Origin of the sequence: Lichenibacterium ramalinae (genome assembly GCF_004137085.1) — a bacterium.
Taxonomy (GTDB): Bacteria; Pseudomonadota; Alphaproteobacteria; order Rhizobiales; family Beijerinckiaceae; genus Lichenihabitans; species Lichenihabitans ramalinae.
Genome location: NZ_QYBC01000007.1, coordinates 35,750 through 52,501 on the forward strand (window position 1 = coordinate 35,750; position 16,752 = coordinate 52,501).

Genomic DNA, 16,752 nt, shown 5'->3' on the forward strand with positions numbered 1-16,752 from the left:
CCATGAACGCTCCCTCGCCGACCGCGACAGACGCCTCCATCGATATCGTCGAGCTCACCATCGCCGACATCCAGCGCGGTTTCGCGCAAGGCCGCTTCACCGCCGAGGCGCTGGCCCGGCTGCATCTCGCCCGGATCGAGACCTTCGAGCCCAACTACAACGCCTTCACCTCCATGAACCCGAAAGCCCTCGAGGAGGCGCGGGCCATCGATGCGCGCCGGGCCGCCGGCGAGGCGCTCGGGCCGCTGGCCGGCGTGCCGGTCGTGGTGAAGGAGGCCATGGACTTCGCCGGCCTGCCCTCGACGGCGGGCTGGGCACCGCTGGCCGCCGCCGTGGGCGGCATCGACCTCATCCCGGAACGTGACGCTCCCGTGGTGGCGCGCCTGCGTGCCGCCGGGGCCGTGATCCTCGGCAAGACCAATATCCCAGCCTTCAGCCATGACGGCGCGCGCGCCAACACGAGCTGGGACGGCCCGACCTTCAATGCCGTCGACCGCGCCATCGCGCCCGGGGCGAGTTCGAGCGGCACCGCCACGGCCATCGCGGCGAGCTTCGCCGTCGTTGGCCTCGCCGAGGAGACCGGCGGATCCATCCAGAACCCCGCCGCCGCCCAAAGCCTCGTCAGCGTCAAGCCGACCTTCGCGCTCGTGCCCAACACCGGCGTCGCCCCACTGGCCGGCTCGACGCGCGATGTCGTCGGGCCGCATGGCCGCACCGTGACCGATGCCGCCCTGCTGCTCGATGTTCTGGCGGGCTATACCGCCGAGGATCCCAAGACCGTGGCGGCGATCGGCATGGTGCCGGCGGGCGGATATGCGGTCCGGCTGGACGCGTCGGCGCTGAAGGGGGCGCGGCTCGGGCTCTACGGCGCGGGATGGCGCCGGCAGGAGCTTTCCGAAGAATGCCAAGCTCTCTACGGCCGAACCATCGCCGAGGTGAAGAGCCTCGGCGCGACCGTGGTGGAAGACCCCTTCGCCGGCACGGGCTTTGCCGATCTTGCGCAGTTCAACGGCGAGTTCGACGACCGCGGCATCGAGTGCATCGCCTACGATATGGAGATGTACCTGCGACGCCTCGGCCCGTCGGCTGCGGCGTCGTCCTTCGCGGCGCTCAAAGCGCTGGTGCCCGAGGACCCATTCGGGCCGGCGGGCATCCTGGGCGGCCATGTCGCCACCATGCCGGTGCTTCGCGCCTCGCTCGCCGATCCCACTGCGGTTCCGGACCTCGGCGGCTTCCTAGCGGCGCGAGTCCAGTATCTCGAGATGTTCAATGCCGTCATGACGACACATAGGCTGGATGCCTTGGCCTTCCCGCAGTCCTCGTCCGCGCTACCGGGGGTCTTCGACGAGGCCAGCTATCCGGCCACTACGGTCTCCGAGATCAACATCGCGGGCCTCCCGGCCGTCACGGTGCCGGCCGGCCGTTTCGGCAACGGCGCCCCCTACAGTCTCGTTCTCGTTGGGCGCCTGTGGAGCGAGGCGGCGCTGCTCAGCCTCGCCTTCGCGTATGAGCAGGCGACGCATCACAGGATCATCCCGCGCCTCGTCGCCGGGCCGTCGTGACGACGACAGGCAGTGCAAGGCGACACGGACAATGCGGAGCGTCACGGAGCGGATTGCCGCGATAGGCTCAGTTGGCCAGTTCGGCGATGACCTGAAAAGGCGGGGGCCGTCTCGCGCTGAACGTCGGATGTGGGGTGGGGAGCGGTCCGACGGGTTGTGAGCGGAGGCGCATGGAGCGCGGACAGCCACGCATCCAGGGAGGCGACAGCCAAGCCAAGCACGAGCCCTCGCCCTTGGGGCGAAGCGGGGCGCCTTCGGTTGGAGCCGGACGGCGTTTCGACCGTCGGGAGACGAACCCCGCCTTCGCCGAAACGCCGGGTGAGTTCGTCGCGGATGAAGCGATGTATCGTGGCGATCCGGGCGCCCCATCGGGGACGGAACCCGCGACTTGCGCCCCGATCACCGCGAGGTGCGGCCCGCGCCGCGGCCGGCCTCGGTCTCACCGACGCAGATCACCGCGACCAGGGTTGCAGCCCGGGCGGCCTCGGCGCTCATGCAGACGTCGGCCTCGCCGTGGCCGGCCCGGCATTCGGACTGACCGAAAACGACGTGGCTGGCGCCTGCGTCGGCGAGCATCCCCGCCGATAGGTCTGCCATGTGAGCGCCGGGTCCTGCGGCGTGGCGGTTCTGCCCCCCTCCTGAGAGGACTGTTCCGTGCCGCCTCGGCCACGCGCGCGATCAAGGTCGCCGGCGGGCGGACGAGCATTTCGCGGCACCCTGGTAGGCCGCCCGACCTGACGCTCCGCACCTTCGCCAGAGCGGCCGAGGTGCCGTTCATCATCCAGTTCCCGGCGATGAACCTACGTCACAGGCACTCACCAGCAGCAAAAGCCGCCGTCGACCAAAAGGTCGACGCCGGTGACGAAGGACGCCGCCTCGGACAGCAGGAAGACCGCCGGCCCGACCATCTCGTCGACGCTCGCCATGCGCTGCATGGGCGTCTGCTCCTCGAAGAGCTTGGTCTGGTGCACCATTTCCGGGCGCGTGTTCATCGGAGTCGCGGTGTAGCCCGGGCTGATCGAGTTCACGCGGATGCCGCGGCCGACCCATTCCATGGCCAACGACTTCGACATGTGGATGACGCCCGCCTTGGAGGCGTTGTAGTGGCATTGGGAGAGGCCGCGGTTGACGATCACGCCCGACATCGACGCGATGTTGACGATCGAGCCCCGCCCGTGTGCCAGCATGGCGCGCGCCTCGGCTCGGCAGGACAGGAACACGCCCTTCAGGTTGACGTCCATGAGCGTCTGGTACTGATCCTCCTCCATGTCCTCGGCCGGGTTCGCATTGGCGATACCGGCGGCGTTGAGCGCGAGGGTGAGGGGGCCGAGCTCGGCCTCGGTGCGGGCAACGGCCTCGTCGAGCGCCTTGCCCTCGGTGACGTCGGCTGCCACCGAGATGCTGCGTCGACCCGCGGACGCGATGAACTCGGCCGTCCGCGCCAGCCCGTCGTCGTCGCGCCGATCGATCAGGGCGATATCCGCCCCGCACTGGGCGAGGCCCATCGCGATCCGTTGACCGATGCCGCTCCCGGCCCCTGTGACCAGTGCGACATTGCCGGTGAGGTCGAAGAGCCTCGGCGCGTTGAGCCTGATATCCTGCATGGATCCCTCCTTCAGATGGTCGCCAGTTCCATCACCGAGACATCGTTCGCCTCGTCCCGGTCGAGGATGCCGGCCTGCCTGCCCTGCGCCAGCACGACAATCCGGTTCGAGATGCCGAGCACTTCCTCGAGATCGGAACTGACCACGATGACGGCGACGCCCTGTGCCGCCAGGCCGACGATGATGTCGTAGATGCCGGAGCGGGCTCCGACGTCGATGCCCCGCGTCGGCTCGTCGAGGATCACGACTCGTGGGCCGCGGGCGAGCCACTTGGCGATCACGACCTTTTGCTGATTGCCGCCGGACAGGCTCGACGCAGGTTGCCCGGCGCGCCCCTTCACGCCAAATCTCTTGATCGCGCCATCGGCGAACGACCTCACGGTCGCCCTGGTGATCCACCCGCCGCGCCCCACCTTGTCGAGGTTCGCGTAGATGATGTTCTCGTCGATCGGGTGGTCCACCACGACGCCCTGGAGCTTGCGATCCTCGGGCACCATGACGATGCCTTCCGCGATCGCATCTGCGGGGCTCTTCAGGTTCAGCTCGTGGCCGTCGAGCCAGATGGTTCCATCGCTGACTGGATCGGCCCCCGCGATCGCCCGAACGAGTTCAGTTCGGCCAGCACCGACGAGGCCGGCGATGCCGAGGATTTCGCCTTCGGCCACGGAGAACGAGACCTTCTCGAAGGCGCCGTTCGCGCCCGTCAGGTCCCGTACCTCTAAGACGACACGCGACCCCGGCCGTGGAACCGAGGGGAACATGCGGTCCAGGCTGCGCCCCACCATGCTCTCGACGACCGTGCGGACGGGCGTCGCGCTGTCGGCGAACTCCGCGACCCGCTCACCGTCGCGCAGGACGACGATCCGATCGGTGATCCTCCGGATCTCCTCCATGCGGTGGGAGATGTAGACAATCCCAACACCCTCGGCGCGCAGCTTGCGCACCTGCTCGAACAGGGCTTCGGTTTCGGCGCCGCCGAGCGCGGCGGTCGGTTCGTCGAGGATGAGCAACTTGGCGTCGAGCGCCAGTGCCTTGGCGATCTCGACCAGCTGCTGCTGGGCCGTGGACAGGCCCTGCACCTTGCGCGTGGCGGGCAGACGGAGGTTGAGGCGCGCGAGCTGTTCCTGGGCACGCCTGACCATCGTGGCGCGGTCCACGCGTCCGTTCCTCCTCGGCCAGCGGCCGATGAAGACGTTCTCGGCGATGGTGAGCTCCGGCAGGAGCTTCATCTCCTGATGGATGAGTACCAGTCCCCTGTCGATCGCGTCGCGGGGGGAGGCCGGGGCATAGGGCTGCCCCAGCCAGGTCATGGTCCCTCCGGACGCCGGGCGCGATCCCGCGATAATGCCGGACAGCGTGGACTTACCCGCCCCGTTCTCCCCGAGCAACGCCACGACCTCGCCGGCGTGGACGTCGAAATCCACGTCGCGGAGGACCTGCAAGGGCCCGTAGCTCTTCGAGATGCCGCGAAGGGAAAGGATCGGTTCCGACATGGCGCAGGCGTCCCCGCTTTGGATGCGATCAGGGATGGGTGGCGATGAAGCCGGCGACGTTGTCCTTGGTCGTGAGGGTCGCGTCGAGCAACTGTTCTGCCGGCAGCTTCTCACCCGCGACCAGCTTGATGGCGTCCTGGACGGCTGTCCGGCCCATCAACTGGGTCTGCTGGGTGGCCGTGACGTCGAACACGCCGTTCTTCAGAGCCTCGAGGGCGGCAGTATCGCCGTCGAAGCCCGCGACCCAGATCTTCTGTGACGGATTGGCGACTTTGATGGCCTGCGCAGCCCCGAGCGCGAGAGCGTCGGCTTCGGCGAACACGATGCTCACGTCCGGATGGGCCTGCAGCATGTTCTGCATGATCTGGAAGCCCTCGTCCTGGCCCCAGATGTTCGAATACTGCTCGGCGACGATCTTTACGCCAGGGTTGGCCTTCACGACTTCCATGCAGCCCTTGGTGCGATCGACCTCCGGGGTGGTGCCCTTCTGGCCGTGGATGATGACCATGCTGCCCTTGCCGCCCGCCTGCTTGATGATGTACTCGCACACAGCCTTGGCCGACGAGACAGAGTTCGAGGCGATGAAGGTGTTGCCCGGCGCACCGGCCGCGTTGCGGTCGATATTGACGACCGGGACTCCTGCCGCCTGGGCGAGCTTGGTCGGCACCGTCGCGGCGGCGGCGCCGGCCGGGATGTAAATCAGGGCGTCGATCTTCTGCGTCAGCAGGTCCTGGACCTGATTGACCTGGGTGGGGCCATCCCCCTTGGCGTCGACGGTGATGACCTTGACGCCCTGCTTGGCCGCCTCTGCCTCGGCAGCCTGTTTGATCTGGTTAAAGAAATTGGCCTGCAGGTTGGCCACGGCCAGTCCGATCGTCTTGACCTCGGCAGCCTGGGCCGAACCGAGCAGGACCGCGGTGAGCGCCACCGAGGCGAAAAGCCGTCCGATCATTGGGTTTCCTCCGTTGCTGTGTTTGTTCGCCCACGACTTTCGCGTCGTGTCGGGCGATCGGCCGGGAGCCGGCGCGATGGGTGTCGGCCGATGCCGGCCAGCGAGCTGTCACCAAGTCCTACTTGCGACGGAAGGTTTCCGCGGCGACGGCGAGTGCGATGACCACGCCGATGATGACCTGTTGCAAAAAAGGCGAGACGTTGAGCAGGTTGAGGCCGTTCCGAAGGACACCGATGATCAGGATGCCGATCAGCGTGCCGCCGATGCTTCCCGCCCCGCCAGACAGCGACGTTCCACCGATCACGACGGCCGCGATCGTATCGAGTTCGTAGCCGAGGCCGCTCGACGGCTGCACCGAGTCGAGCCGCGCGGCGAGGACGATGCCGGCCAAGCCTGCCAGCACGGCGGCCAAGACGTAGACGCTCACCGTCACGTATCGGACATCGATGCCGGCCAGCCGTGCCACCTCCGGGCTCCCGCCGACAGCATAGACCATGCGGCCACCGGCCCGGTAGCGCAGGAAGAGCCAGGACAGGGCGATGACGCCCAGCATCAAGGCTACGGTGGCGGTGAGGACGCCGAACTGTCTTTCGATCGCGAGCGACATGAACCAATCGGGAAAGCCCACGATCTGCTGTCCGTCCGTGATCATGTTGGCCAGCCCGCGCGCGATGGACATCATGGCCAGCGTGGCGATGAAGGGCGGCACCTTGAATGCGGTGATGAACAGGCCTGAAACGAGGCCGCAGAGCCCCGACGCAACCAGCGCGGCCAGGACGGAAAGGGGTAGCGGTAGGCCGACGACATTGGCGAGCCAGCCCATGACCATCATGGCGAGGGCGAGAACGGAGCCGACCGAAAGGTCGATGCCGCCCGTCAGGATCACGAAGCTCATGCCGGCCGCCATGATGCCGAGGACCGTGATCTGATCGAGGATGTTCAGGGCATTCCGGACCGACAGGAATGTGGTCGTCGAGAACGACAGGAACACGCAGAGCAGGATGAGGCCGACAAGGGGACCGGTTCCCCCACCGATCAAAGCGAGCAGGTCGCCACCTGTTCGTTTCCGCTCTGTCACGGCTGCAGGCATTCGGATCCTCCCGGAATGGGGCGAGCTGGCTCGGCAGTTCTGAATATTTATTCAGATTGGTGTTTCAATCCGTAAACAGTCCGAGAGCGCCTGTCAACAAGCTGCTGGGACACGACTGGTCGGGCGAGTGAGCGCTAGGCTTGACAGAACCAGGGATTTCAAATTTAAAGCCAACACTGAATAAAAATGCAGGAGGGGAAAGGTGCAGCCCAACGACCTGGAGCGGATCGCCCAGCAGATCCGGCGCCGTGACCTGCAGGCCGTCTTCGAAGCCGGAGCCGGTCACATCGGCGGTGAAATGTCCGCCATCGACATCCTGACCGCTCTGTATTTCCGGGTGCTGCGTCTTTGGCCCGACCAGCCGAAGAACCCCGATCGCGACCGTTTCGTCCTGTCGAAGGGCCACACCGCCTGCGCGCTCTACGTCACGCTGGCGAAGCGCGGCTTCCTGCCCGAGGACGAGATCGCAACCTTCCTGAAGCCGCACTCGCGCCTCAACGGCCATCCGAATTGCAACAAGGTACCTGGGGTCGAGACCAACACCGGGCCGCTCGGCCACGGCCTCCCGGTCGCTGTCGGCATGGCCAAGGCCGCCAAGCTGCAAGGTGCAAGTTGGCGAACCTACGTCATGACCGGCGACGGCGAGATGCAGGAAGGCTCCAACTGGGAGGCGATCATGGCCGCCGCTCAGTTCGGGCTCGGCAACCTCACCTTGATCGTCGACCACAACAGGTTCCAACAGGGCGCCGCCCTGTCCGACACGAACGATCTGGCACCCATCAGGCCCAAGCTCGAGGCTTTCGGCTGGGACGTCTCCGAAATCAACGGGAACGCCATGTCCGAGGTCGTGCCGGCGCTCGAGCGGCGCGGCGCCCGTCCTCACTGCATCGTGGCCCACACCAACAAAGGCCACGGCATCTCGTTCATGCAGGACCGCGTCGACTGGCATCACAAGGTGCCGAACGCCGAGCAATACAAGATCGCGATGGCCGAACTCGCGGAGGACCTGCGGTGAGCGAGACCATGAACTCTCCCAAGCTGAACGACTGCCGCGATGCCTTCACGGCGACGCTCGAGCGTCTGGCCGAGAGCGACGACAGGATCGTCGCGGTCTGCAACGATTCCGTCGGCTCCTCCAAGCTCGGCGGTTTCAAGGCCAAGTGGCCGGAGCGCCTGATCAACGTCGGCATCGCCGAGCAGAACATGGTCGGGGTCGGCGCCGGCTTGGCGAACGGCGGCCTCTTGCCTTTCGTGTGCGGGGCGGCTCCGTTTCTGACCGGGCGGGCGCTCGAACAGATCAAGGCGGACATCGCCTATTCCAACGCCAACGTGAAGCTGGTCGGCATCTCGTCCGGCATGGCTTACGGCGAGCTCGGACCCACCCATCACTCGATCGAGGACTTTGCCTGGATGCGGGTCCTGCCGAACCTGCCCGTTATTGCGCCGTGCGACGCGATCGAGACGGCTGCAGCGGTGGAATGGGCGGCGCGCTACCCTGGCCCCGTCTTCCTGCGCCTGTCCCGCGTGGGCGTGCCTGACCTGCTGTCGCAAGGGCATCGATTCGAACTCGGGCGCGCCAACCTTCTGCGCGGGGGGCACGACGTCACCCTCATCGCGAACGGAACGCTCACGCATCGCATGATGAAGGCGGCCGAGATTCTCGCGGGCCAGGGTATCGAGGCGCGCGTCCTCAACATGGCGACGGTGCGGCCGATCGACGTCGAGGCCATTGTGTCCGCCGCGCGGGAGACCGGCGCGATCCTCACGGCCGAGGAACACTCGACCTTCGGCGGCCTCGGCTCCGCCATCGCCGAGGTGGTCGTAGCCGAGGCGCCCGTGCCGATGAAGATCCTCGGCGTCCCGGGCGTCTTCGCACCGACCGGCTCGGCCGAGTTCCTGCTCGACGAGTTTGGGATGGCGCCTGCGGAGGTGGCCGACGCCGCTCGCACGCTCATCAACCGCAAGGCGGCCCGCGCCGCATAGTGGCCCGTCGCGAGCGGGCTCCGCGCCCGTTCGACCGCCGGCAGCGCGTTGCCTCATGGGCGCTCGCCCGCGACCTGCGGAGGGCGGCCTGCCGCCGGACTCTCCGCGCTCATGCCCGGGAACCATGCCATGACCTCCGCCCTTCTCGCGATCGACCAGGGAACGACCAACTCGAAGGCCGTGCTGGTCTCGGCCGATGGCGAGATCCTGGCGCGCGGCGCCGCGCCGGTCGGCGTCGCTCATCCGCAGCCCGGATGGGTCGAGCAGAGCCCACAGCGCATCTGGGCTTCCGTCCTCGAGGCCATCGCGGCCTGCAGGCAGGCCGGACCGAACGTCGACATCGTCGGCATCGCGATCTCGAACCAGCGGGAGTCCGTCACGGCCTGGGATGCCATGACGGGAGAACCGCTGGGACCCGTCGTCAGTTGGCAATGCCGGCGCAGTGCGCCTGCCTGCGCCGCGTTGAACGCCGCGGGCCACGCCGAGCGCGTGTCGTCGCTGACCGGCCTTCCCATCGACCCCATGTTTCCGGGGCCGAAGATGAAGTGGCTTCTCGACCGCGTTCCCGTCGGGAGCGCGGTGAGGCTCGGCACGATCGACTCCTGGCTCATCCACTGCCTGACCGGGGGCGCGGTGCACGCCTGCGACGCCTCGAACGCCGCCCGCAGCCAGCTCTTCGACCTTGGGCGGCAGCGCTGGAGCGATGAACTGAGCGGATTGTTCGGGGTCCCGCTCTCGTGTCTTCCCGAAGTCCGCGACAGTTCCGGCGCCTTCGGCCAGACCCGGGCGGTTCCGGGGCTCGCCGACGGCATCCCGGTGCTGGCCGCCATCGGCGACAGCCACGCCGCGCTTTTCGGGCACGGGGCCTTCAAGCCGGGAGATGGGAAGGTGACGTTCGGTACCGGCTCGTCCGTGATGACGACCCTGCCGGACTTCATCCGACCCGAGAAGGGGATCACCACCACGGTGGCTTGGCGGATCGCCGGAAAGGCCACCTATGCCTTCGAGGGCAACATCCTCGTGTCCGCGGCCGCGCTGCCCTGGATGGCGACGTTGCTCGGATTGCCCGACGTGCAGGCCCTGACGGATCTGGCCGCGACCGGGGCGCCCGGTGTAGTGGGCTTCGTCCCGGCCTTCGTCGGGCTCGGCGCTCCGTACTGGAACTCCGACGCCCGTGCGCTCTTTTCAGGCATCACCTTCAACGCCACCCGCGCGGACCTCGCGCGCGCCGTGACGGATTCGATGGCGTTCCAGGTGCACGACGTGGTGGCGGTCATGCGGGCCCAGGCTCCCATCGCGCTCGGAGCGCTGCACGTGGACGGCGGCCCGAGCCGCAACGATTTCCTCATGCAGACCGTCGCGAACGTGCTTGGCCACCCCATCATCCAGCGCGACGCGCCCGAAGCCTCCGCGCTCGGGGCTGCCTATCTCGCCGGGCTCGCCCTGGGTCTGTGGCCGGACCTCGACGCGATCGCGGCGCTCCCGCGCAACGGGAAGACCATCACGCCCGGCGGTGGCTCCGCTCCTCGTCCACCGGCGACGTGGCAGGACGCCATCGCACGCTCGACCTATTCCGTCGGCAGCGCTATAGGTGAATAAAAATTCACTGTCGGGATCGTGATGGGCCGGATCAACGAGTTGCGACTGATCGCCAGGGTTGCGCAGATGTACCACGGAGAGCGACTGAGGCAGGCGGAGGTCGCCGCGCACCTCAACCTGTCGCAGGCGACGGTCTCCCGGATGCTGAAACGGGCCGAGCAGGAGAACATCGTCCGCACGACCGTGATTCCGCCGCCGGGCACATTCACCGAACTCGAAGCGGCCGTGCGCGACCGGTTCGCGGTCGCCGAGGTGATCGTCGTCGACTGTTCCGAGGACCGCGATGGCGCGATCAAGGCGCGCATCGGCGAAGGGGCGGCGCATTTCCTCGAGGTCACGCTCAAACCGGGCGAGGTGATCGGGGTCTCGAGCTGGAGCGAGACGCTGCTGCGTATGGTCGACAACATCCACCCGTTGAAGGCCACGAAGGCAAAATACGTGGTGCAGACCCTGGGCGGCATGGGCGACCCGTCGGTCCAGGCGCATGCCACCCAGCTGACGACCCGCCTCGCCCAGCTCACCGGTGCGGAGCCGCGGCTCCTGCCGGTCCAGGGCGTTCTGAGCTCCCGCGAGGCCAAGCTCGTCATGCTCGCCGATCCCTTCGTGCGGGAGACCACGGACCTGTTCGGGTCGATCAGCCTCGCCGTGATCGGCATCGGTGCGGTCGAACCTTCCGCCCTCCTGGCTGGCTCCGGCAATATCTTCTCGCGGCAGGAACTCGCGGCACTGACGGAGGCAGGGGCGGTCGGCGACATGTCGCTGCGCTTCTTCGACGTCCATGGGCAACCCGTGAGGACGCCGCTCGATGAGCGCGTCATCGGCCTGCCCTTCGCCGACCTGCTCCGCATCCCGCGCGTCATGGCGCTCGCAGGCGGCGCGTCCAAGGTGATGGCCATCAAGGGCGCGCTCCGCACCGGGACCATCGACATCCTGGTCACCGACAGGTTCACCGCGGCGCGCCTCGTCGCGTGACCGGCGGACGATCACAAGGGAGGAATGACATGCGTCGCTTCGAAGGTCAGACGGTGTTCGTCACGGGCGGCAACAAGGGAATCGGGCGCGGCATCGCGAGCCGCTTCGCGTCCGAGGGCGCCCGGGTCGCCGTGGCGGCGATCGAGACGGACACGCCCGACGTCGCCGCGGCCCTCGGCGCCGAAGCCGGCACACAGACCTTGGGAATCTGCCTCGACGTCACCGACGCAAAAGCCGTGGCGGCGGCCTACGCAGAAGTCGAAGCGCGCCTGGGCGCGATCTCTGTTTCGGTGCAGAACGCCGGCGTCATCACCATCGCCAAGATCGAAGACCTCACCGAAAGCGAGTGGGACCTCAACCTCGACGTCAATACCAAGGGCGTCTTCCTATGCTGCCAGGAGGCCGTTCGCCGCTTCCGGGCAAGCGGCCGAAGAGGACGGCTGATCAACACCGCGTCGGGTCAGGCACGCCAGGGTTTCATCTACACGCCCCATTATGCCGCGTCCAAATTCGGCGTCGTCGGCCTGACGCAGAGCCTCGCCAAGGAACTCGCACCCGAGGGCATCACGGCGAACGCGATCTGCCCCGGCATCATCCATACGGACATGTGGGACTACAACGACCGCGTCTGGGGCAAGATGCTGGGCGATTATGGTCCAGGCGAGCTCATGAAGAGCTGGGTGGAGGGCATTCCGATGAAGCGCGCCGGCACCCCGGCCGAGGTCGCCGGACTGGTCACCTTCCTCGCCTCGGACGACGCCGCCTACATCACAGGACAGACGATCAATGTCGACGGCGGCCTCATCATGTCTTGAAAGGCTACGACCAGCGCGCATGCACGATACATCAAGGCTCCGATAGCTTGTTTCGGTGCCTTCCTGACCGAGATCGCAAGGGCCGTCTGGGAAGTTCGATGTCTGATGAGTGGTTGAAACTCGCGGAGACCATTTCATTCATCAGGCCGGTTCGCTACGGCCGTGTCCCAGACAAGCCAAGGCGGCAGGCCGTCCGGTCAGGCCGACAGCCGCGGTCTTTCCCGCCCGAACAGGGCCTTGGTCCGCAGCCGGTCGAAGCCCGTGAAGGCGTCGATCGGTGCGGGGCGCGCCACGAGGTAGCCCTGGATCTGGTCGCAGCCGAGCGATAGGAGGACGTCGAGCTGGGACGTGGTCTCGACCCCTTCAGCCGTGACGTGGAGGCCGAGGTTGTGGCCGAGGTTGATGATCGTCCGGACGATGGTCAGTGCGTCCTCACTCTGCCCCACCTTGCTCACGAAGGACTTGTCGATCTTGAACTTGTCGAACTTGAAGAGCTGCAGGTAGCTCAGGCTCGAGTAGCCGGTACCGAAGTCGTCGAGAGCGATGCGCAAGCCCATCTCGCGCAGTCGGTTGAGGGTCGAAACCGCCTTGTCGGCGTCGTCGATCAGCACGCCCTCGGTCACCTCGACGACGAGGCGGGCCGGGTCGAGCCTGTTGGCACGGAGCGCGTCGCCGATCACCGCGCACACGTCCGTCTGGCGGAACTGGCGCGGCGACACGTTGACCGATACCCGCCACGGGTGGGTCCAGTCGGCCGCCTCGCGACAGGCCGTCTCGATCACCCACTGCCCGATCCCGTCGATCAGGCCGGTCTCCTCGGCCATGGGAATGAACTCGATCGGCGGCACCATGCCCCGCGTCGGGTGGACCCAGCGGATGAGCGCTTCGAAGGTCTCGACCTCGCCCGTGGCGCCGTTCACGATGGGCTGGTAGTGAAGCACGAACTCACCGCGCTCGGCCGCACCGGACAGCTCCTGCCCGAGCAGGAGCCGCGCCTGGAGCTGGGCGTTCATCGCGGCCTCGTAGAACAACAGGGCCCCACGACCCTCCTGCTTGACGCGATACATCGCGGCGTCGGCGGCGCGCATCAATGCGTCGGCGTCGATCCCATCCTGGGGATAGAGCGAGATGCCGACCGAGGCGCCGATCTCGATCCGCTGGCCCTCGACCTGGAAGGGCCGACGCAAGGCTTCGATGATGCGCGTGGAGATGGCGGACGCCTTCTCGGGCTGGGGCTGGCTCGTCAGCACCATCACGAACTCGTCGCCGCCGATCCGTGCCAGCGTGTCGGTCGAGCGGATCTCGGCGAGGATGCGCTTGGATGCCTGCACCAGCAGGGCATCGCCGACGGCATGGCCGTGAAGGTCGTTGATGGGCTTGAACCGGTCGAGGTCGATGTAGACCACCGCGATGGACGTGCCCTGCTGCGACGCCACGTCGAGCGCGATGTCGAGCCGTTCCTGCAGATTGAAGCGGTTGGGCAGGTTGGTCAAAGCGTCGTGGCGCGCGAGGTGCCGGATGCGGGCCTCGTCGCGCTTGCGCTCGGTGAGGTCGCGAAGGGCGACCACCGTCGCGGGCTTGCCGAGGTAGTCGATGGGCTGGCACGAGAGCTCCACCGCCACGTGTGTCCCGTCCATAGCCTGGAAGTCGATCTCCTCCGGCCGGCGATCCACCGGTGGGCAGCGTTCGCGGCGGAGGAGCGCTGGCGCGCTGTCCTTCGCGAAAAGGCTCAGCAAGGGACGGCCGATGATGTCGACGGCCGCGGCCTTGAACAGGCGCTCGCCGGCGCTGTTGACCTCGAGCACGACGCCGTCGCGGTGGATGAAGAGCACCTCCTGGGCGAGGTTGCTCATCAGCCGCATCCGGCCGAGGTCCTGGAGGGCGCGCTGCGACAGGTGCTGCTCGACCATCACGGCCGCCAGGCTGGCGACGAGGATCGCCACGCTCACCCCACCCACGGCGATGGCGAGCCCGGTCGTGCCGAGCACGGCTCCCGCGGTCGTCTCCGCTACGCCGGGGGCGACCGTGATGGCCGTCATGCCGGTGAAATGCAGTCCGCAGACAGCGAGGGTCAGCCAGCCGCCGACCTCGAACCGGCGATGCGCCGTCCTGAGGTCGGTGGCCCGGGCCAGGGCCACGGTGGAGGACGCGACACTGACGATGACCGAGGCCACCACGTAACCGTGGTCGAACAGCAGGAATCCCGAGAACGACATGGCGGCCACGCCGACGTAATGCATGCCGGTGATGGCCAACCCGAGCAGCACGCCGGCGACGGCGACCCGGCTCGGATGCGCTGCGGGTGCCTTCCAGGCGAACAGGGCCAACATGGCGCCGCTGATGGCGACGACGATCGACAGGGCCGTCGGGCCGAGGTCGTAGGCCATCTCATGACCAGGCATGAACGCCAGCATGGCGACGAAGTGCAGGGACCAGACGCTGGACCCGAACACGGCCGCGGCCAACGCGAGCCAGACGCGATCGCCGTGTCGCACGCCTTCGCCTGCCCTCGCCATGAGCATCGTCGTCGTGAGGCACCCGAGGACGCAGATGACCGCCGCCACGGCCACGAGGCGGAGGTCGTGCTTGTAAGCCACGCAGCCCAGGACCTTCAGCATGCTATCCTCACCCCTTGCCCTCCGGACGACGCCGCACCTGGAGGGGACCTGCGACGAACCTGTCCGGAAGCAGCCTTCCACCAGGGGTGAACGATATCGGTCCGTCTCCCTCTTTTTCATGAAGGATGACAGTTAAACCCGCGGCAGAGCGGCACGCCGCTGCGGGGGTGCACGACAAGACGATCGTTCATCCATGTCGATCGCAGCCGAGCATGCGATGCTGTCCAGACAAGGCTTCAGGGTGAAGGAGATCGTTCGTCACGACCCTCCTCCGCTCCCGTCCTGAGCCCGGGCCGGGCCGACTGGACGGCGATGGTTCCGCGATGCGCGGACGGCGGAACGATCAGTAGCCGTGCGTCAGCAGCGCGTGCCCCAGCAGGGCGCCAGCATGGGCGCTCTGCTGGCTTCCGTGATAGTTGACGAGGCCTGGGTCCTGGGCGGAGACGCCCGCCACGACGGCGCTCGCCGCGCCGCTGTCGTGGCCCCACACCATGCCTTCCAGCAGCGCCGCCGCGAGGTTCCGGCTCGCTCCGTTGTTTCCGACCTGCGACAGGGCGGCGGACGCGATATCGTCGAACCCAGCACCCATGCCGAGTGCCGCAGCGTTCTGTTGCAGGAGGGCGACGACGCGGGAGGTCGCGTGGTCGATGTAGCCGTGCGAGGAGATCAGTCCGATCTGCTTCGCGTCGCCCGACACGAAGGCGATCGCATCCGTCGTCGCGGCGACGCCGGTGCCGGTGGTGGCCGGGGAGGGCGCCGTGGCCGCCATGGCGCCGGCGGCCGTCGAGGCCGGCGTCGCGGCGATGGCGGTGCCGGTGGTGGCCGGGGAGGACGCCGTGGCCGCCATGGCGGCGGGGGCCGTCGAGGCCGGCGTCGCGGCGGGCTGCGCCTGGTCCTGCGCCATCCACGACGTGATCTGCGCGACGTCGGCCGCCGTCAGCTGCACGAAGTAGCCCGTCGAGCCGGAGCCCTGCGATTGGGTCAGGCCGACGACGGTCGCGGCGCCGCCGGCCTGCGTCCACACCGCGCCCCCGCTCGCCCCATGGGCGTCGCCCGGCGCGCCGAGCGCGGTGCCTTGCAGCACACCGCCGTAACCCGACACCGTAGTCACCGCCTCGTTCAGGCTGTCCTGCCGGCCGGAGGTCGCCGCCGGGTAGCCCGTCACCGTGGCGGCGCCGCCGGTGAAGTCGGTCCCGAGCATCATCACCGGCACGCCCGTGATGGGGGTCGCAAGGTGGATGATGGCGAAGTCGTCCTTGGCGTTGGACAGTTGCGTCCAGTCCTCGTCCGGCATGGCGTGGATCGCCTGCGCGCTCGAGGTGCCGAAGACCGTGCCCCCTTGGGATCCCGCGCTGACCTGCATCGAGGCGAAGAGCTTTCCCGAGCTGTCGTAGACGAGGTGGGCAGACGTCAGCACCTCGTCGGGCGCGATCAGCACGCCCGATCCCTGTTCGGTGGTGATCGTGTTGCCCGACACGACTCGCGACGTGATGGAGACGACGGCATCGGCCGGATTGGTCGAGGTAGCGGTCACGGCGTTCTGGTTCCCATGAGACGGCCTGCGGCGCTCGTCCTTGCACAGCGTTGTGGACGCGCTCGCCCGACGGCGCCGAAGCGCCGGTCGAGATCCGCGTGAACCGCAGGCATGTCGAGGACATCGATCGATGCGCCGGCATCGGCGATCGATCATGCAACAGGTGAAAGGCCACGACGTCTGCCGCAGCCGGTTCGGTGGAGGAGGATGCGCGGGTGTGCGCCGGTGTTTCCTCTCGGGAAAGCGACGGCGTATACCCGCTTCGATGCAGCGGTGAATACGGCACCCGATCTTAAGGGAATCTATTCCCGATATTCGACTCGGGGTCTGTTCAGCGAATGGCAGAGTTCACGCTGACGCATGTAACCTGATGCTACGTCCAGCGTTCAGAGGACGCTGGAGCGCAGTCGCCTCCTACGAATTCGCTCCAGCTCTCGAACCGAAAGCAGTTTCATCGGCTTGGCGTCGTCAATGCGACTCGGAGAACGCCGATACTGCTCCTGCCCCCTCCGCGCAGCCGGTTCGGCACT

The 16,752-nt window shown here is 67.5% G+C and carries 12 protein-coding genes and 1 pseudogene; 6 read left to right on the forward strand and 7 right to left on the reverse strand.

Annotated elements, in window-relative coordinates:
- Positions 1 to 2: 2 nt before the first annotated feature.
- Positions 3 to 1,562 carry an amidase gene (locus D3272_RS09620; protein WP_129218953.1) on the forward strand — a complete coding sequence of 520 codons (1,560 nt, stop codon included), beginning with the start codon at positions 3 to 5 and terminating at the stop codon, positions 1,560 to 1,562.
- A 399-nt stretch (positions 1,563 to 1,961) separates the two neighbouring features.
- Here the strand turns inward: D3272_RS09620 and D3272_RS27665 are convergent.
- The 5 genes and pseudogenes from D3272_RS27665 to D3272_RS09645 all read right to left on the reverse strand — a co-directional run.
- Positions 1,962 to 2,195 (reverse strand): annotated as a pseudogene (locus D3272_RS27665) (triose-phosphate isomerase); the annotation flags it as partial.
- 182 nt (positions 2,196 to 2,377) lie between these two features.
- The gene (locus D3272_RS09630) at positions 2,378 to 3,166 is read right to left on the reverse strand and encodes an SDR family oxidoreductase (RefSeq protein ID WP_129218954.1); all 789 of its coding nucleotides are present in this window, start codon (positions 3,164 to 3,166) and stop codon (positions 2,378 to 2,380) included.
- An 11-nt stretch (positions 3,167 to 3,177) separates the two neighbouring features.
- Complete coding sequence (locus D3272_RS09635) at positions 3,178 to 4,659, reverse strand: sugar ABC transporter ATP-binding protein (protein WP_129218955.1); 1,482 nt, start codon at positions 4,657 to 4,659, stop codon at positions 3,178 to 3,180.
- 28 nt (positions 4,660 to 4,687) lie between these two features.
- The gene (locus tag D3272_RS09640) at positions 4,688 to 5,611 is read right to left on the reverse strand and encodes a sugar ABC transporter substrate-binding protein (protein ID WP_129218956.1); all 924 of its coding nucleotides are present in this window, start codon (positions 5,609 to 5,611) and stop codon (positions 4,688 to 4,690) included.
- A gap of 118 nt (positions 5,612 to 5,729) precedes the next feature.
- A complete protein-coding gene (locus D3272_RS09645) occupies positions 5,730 to 6,701 on the reverse strand; it encodes an ABC transporter permease (RefSeq protein WP_129218957.1) in 972 nt (323 codons plus the stop codon).
- Positions 6,702 to 6,903: 202 nt separating this feature from the next.
- On the opposite strand from D3272_RS09645, the gene D3272_RS09650 reads away from it, so the two are divergent.
- The 5 genes from D3272_RS09650 to D3272_RS09670 all read left to right on the forward strand — a co-directional run bounded on the left by D3272_RS09650 (position 6,904) and on the right by D3272_RS09670 (position 12,070).
- Entirely contained in the window at positions 6,904 to 7,716 is an 813-nt protein-coding gene (locus D3272_RS09650) for a transketolase (protein WP_129218958.1), read from the forward strand.
- A gap of 8 nt (positions 7,717 to 7,724) precedes the next feature.
- Positions 7,725 to 8,684: a transketolase family protein gene (locus D3272_RS09655; protein WP_428977981.1), complete on the forward strand. Its 960-nt coding sequence runs from the start codon at positions 7,725 to 7,727 to the stop codon at positions 8,682 to 8,684.
- A gap of 129 nt (positions 8,685 to 8,813) precedes the next feature.
- Positions 8,814 to 10,283, forward strand: coding sequence for an FGGY family carbohydrate kinase (locus tag D3272_RS09660; RefSeq protein WP_129218960.1), 1,470 nt, complete (start codon positions 8,814 to 8,816; stop codon positions 10,281 to 10,283).
- A gap of 21 nt (positions 10,284 to 10,304) precedes the next feature.
- Positions 10,305 to 11,255, forward strand: a complete 951-nt coding sequence (locus D3272_RS09665) for a sugar-binding transcriptional regulator (RefSeq protein WP_129218961.1) — start codon at positions 10,305 to 10,307, stop codon at positions 11,253 to 11,255.
- Between the two features lie 29 nt (positions 11,256 to 11,284).
- On the forward strand, positions 11,285 to 12,070 hold the full coding sequence (locus D3272_RS09670) for an SDR family oxidoreductase (RefSeq protein ID WP_129218962.1): 786 nt from the start codon (positions 11,285 to 11,287) through the stop codon (positions 12,068 to 12,070).
- A gap of 197 nt (positions 12,071 to 12,267) precedes the next feature.
- Here D3272_RS09670 and D3272_RS09675 read toward each other — a convergent pair whose 3' ends face one another.
- Positions 12,268 to 14,688, reverse strand: a complete 2,421-nt coding sequence (locus tag D3272_RS09675; RefSeq protein WP_129218963.1) for a bifunctional diguanylate cyclase/phosphodiesterase — start codon at positions 14,686 to 14,688, stop codon at positions 12,268 to 12,270.
- Positions 14,689 to 15,031: 343 nt separating this feature from the next.
- Positions 15,032 to 16,222, reverse strand: a complete 1,191-nt coding sequence (locus D3272_RS09680) for a trypsin-like serine peptidase (protein WP_165361292.1) — start codon at positions 16,220 to 16,222, stop codon at positions 15,032 to 15,034.
- Positions 16,223 to 16,752 lie beyond the last annotated feature (530 nt).

What these genes read in the sequence shown, in the direction of transcription:
- D3272_RS09655 (WP_428977981.1), top strand. Translation starts at nt 7,725, where the DNA reads ATGAACTCTCCCAAGCTGAACGACTGCCGCGATGCCTTCACGGCGACG.
- D3272_RS09670 (WP_129218962.1), top strand. Translation starts at nt 11,285, where the DNA reads ATGCGTCGCTTCGAAGGTCAGACGGTGTTCGTCACGGGCGGCAACAAG.
- D3272_RS09675 (WP_129218963.1), bottom strand. Translation starts at nt 14,688, where the DNA reads ATGCTGAAGGTCCTGGGCTGCGTGGCTTACAAGCACGACCTCCGCCTC.
- D3272_RS09620 (WP_129218953.1), top strand. Translation starts at nt 3, where the DNA reads ATGAACGCTCCCTCGCCGACCGCGACAGACGCCTCCATCGATATCGTC.
- D3272_RS09635 (WP_129218955.1), bottom strand. Translation starts at nt 4,659, where the DNA reads ATGTCGGAACCGATCCTTTCCCTTCGCGGCATCTCGAAGAGCTACGGG.
- D3272_RS09660 (WP_129218960.1), top strand. Translation starts at nt 8,814, where the DNA reads ATGACCTCCGCCCTTCTCGCGATCGACCAGGGAACGACCAACTCGAAG.
- D3272_RS09630 (WP_129218954.1), bottom strand. Translation starts at nt 3,166, where the DNA reads ATGCAGGATATCAGGCTCAACGCGCCGAGGCTCTTCGACCTCACCGGC.
- D3272_RS09665 (WP_129218961.1), top strand. Translation starts at nt 10,305, where the DNA reads ATGGGCCGGATCAACGAGTTGCGACTGATCGCCAGGGTTGCGCAGATG.
- D3272_RS09645 (WP_129218957.1), bottom strand. Translation starts at nt 6,701, where the DNA reads ATGCCTGCAGCCGTGACAGAGCGGAAACGAACAGGTGGCGACCTGCTC.
- D3272_RS09640 (WP_129218956.1), bottom strand. Translation starts at nt 5,611, where the DNA reads ATGATCGGACGGCTTTTCGCCTCGGTGGCGCTCACCGCGGTCCTGCTC.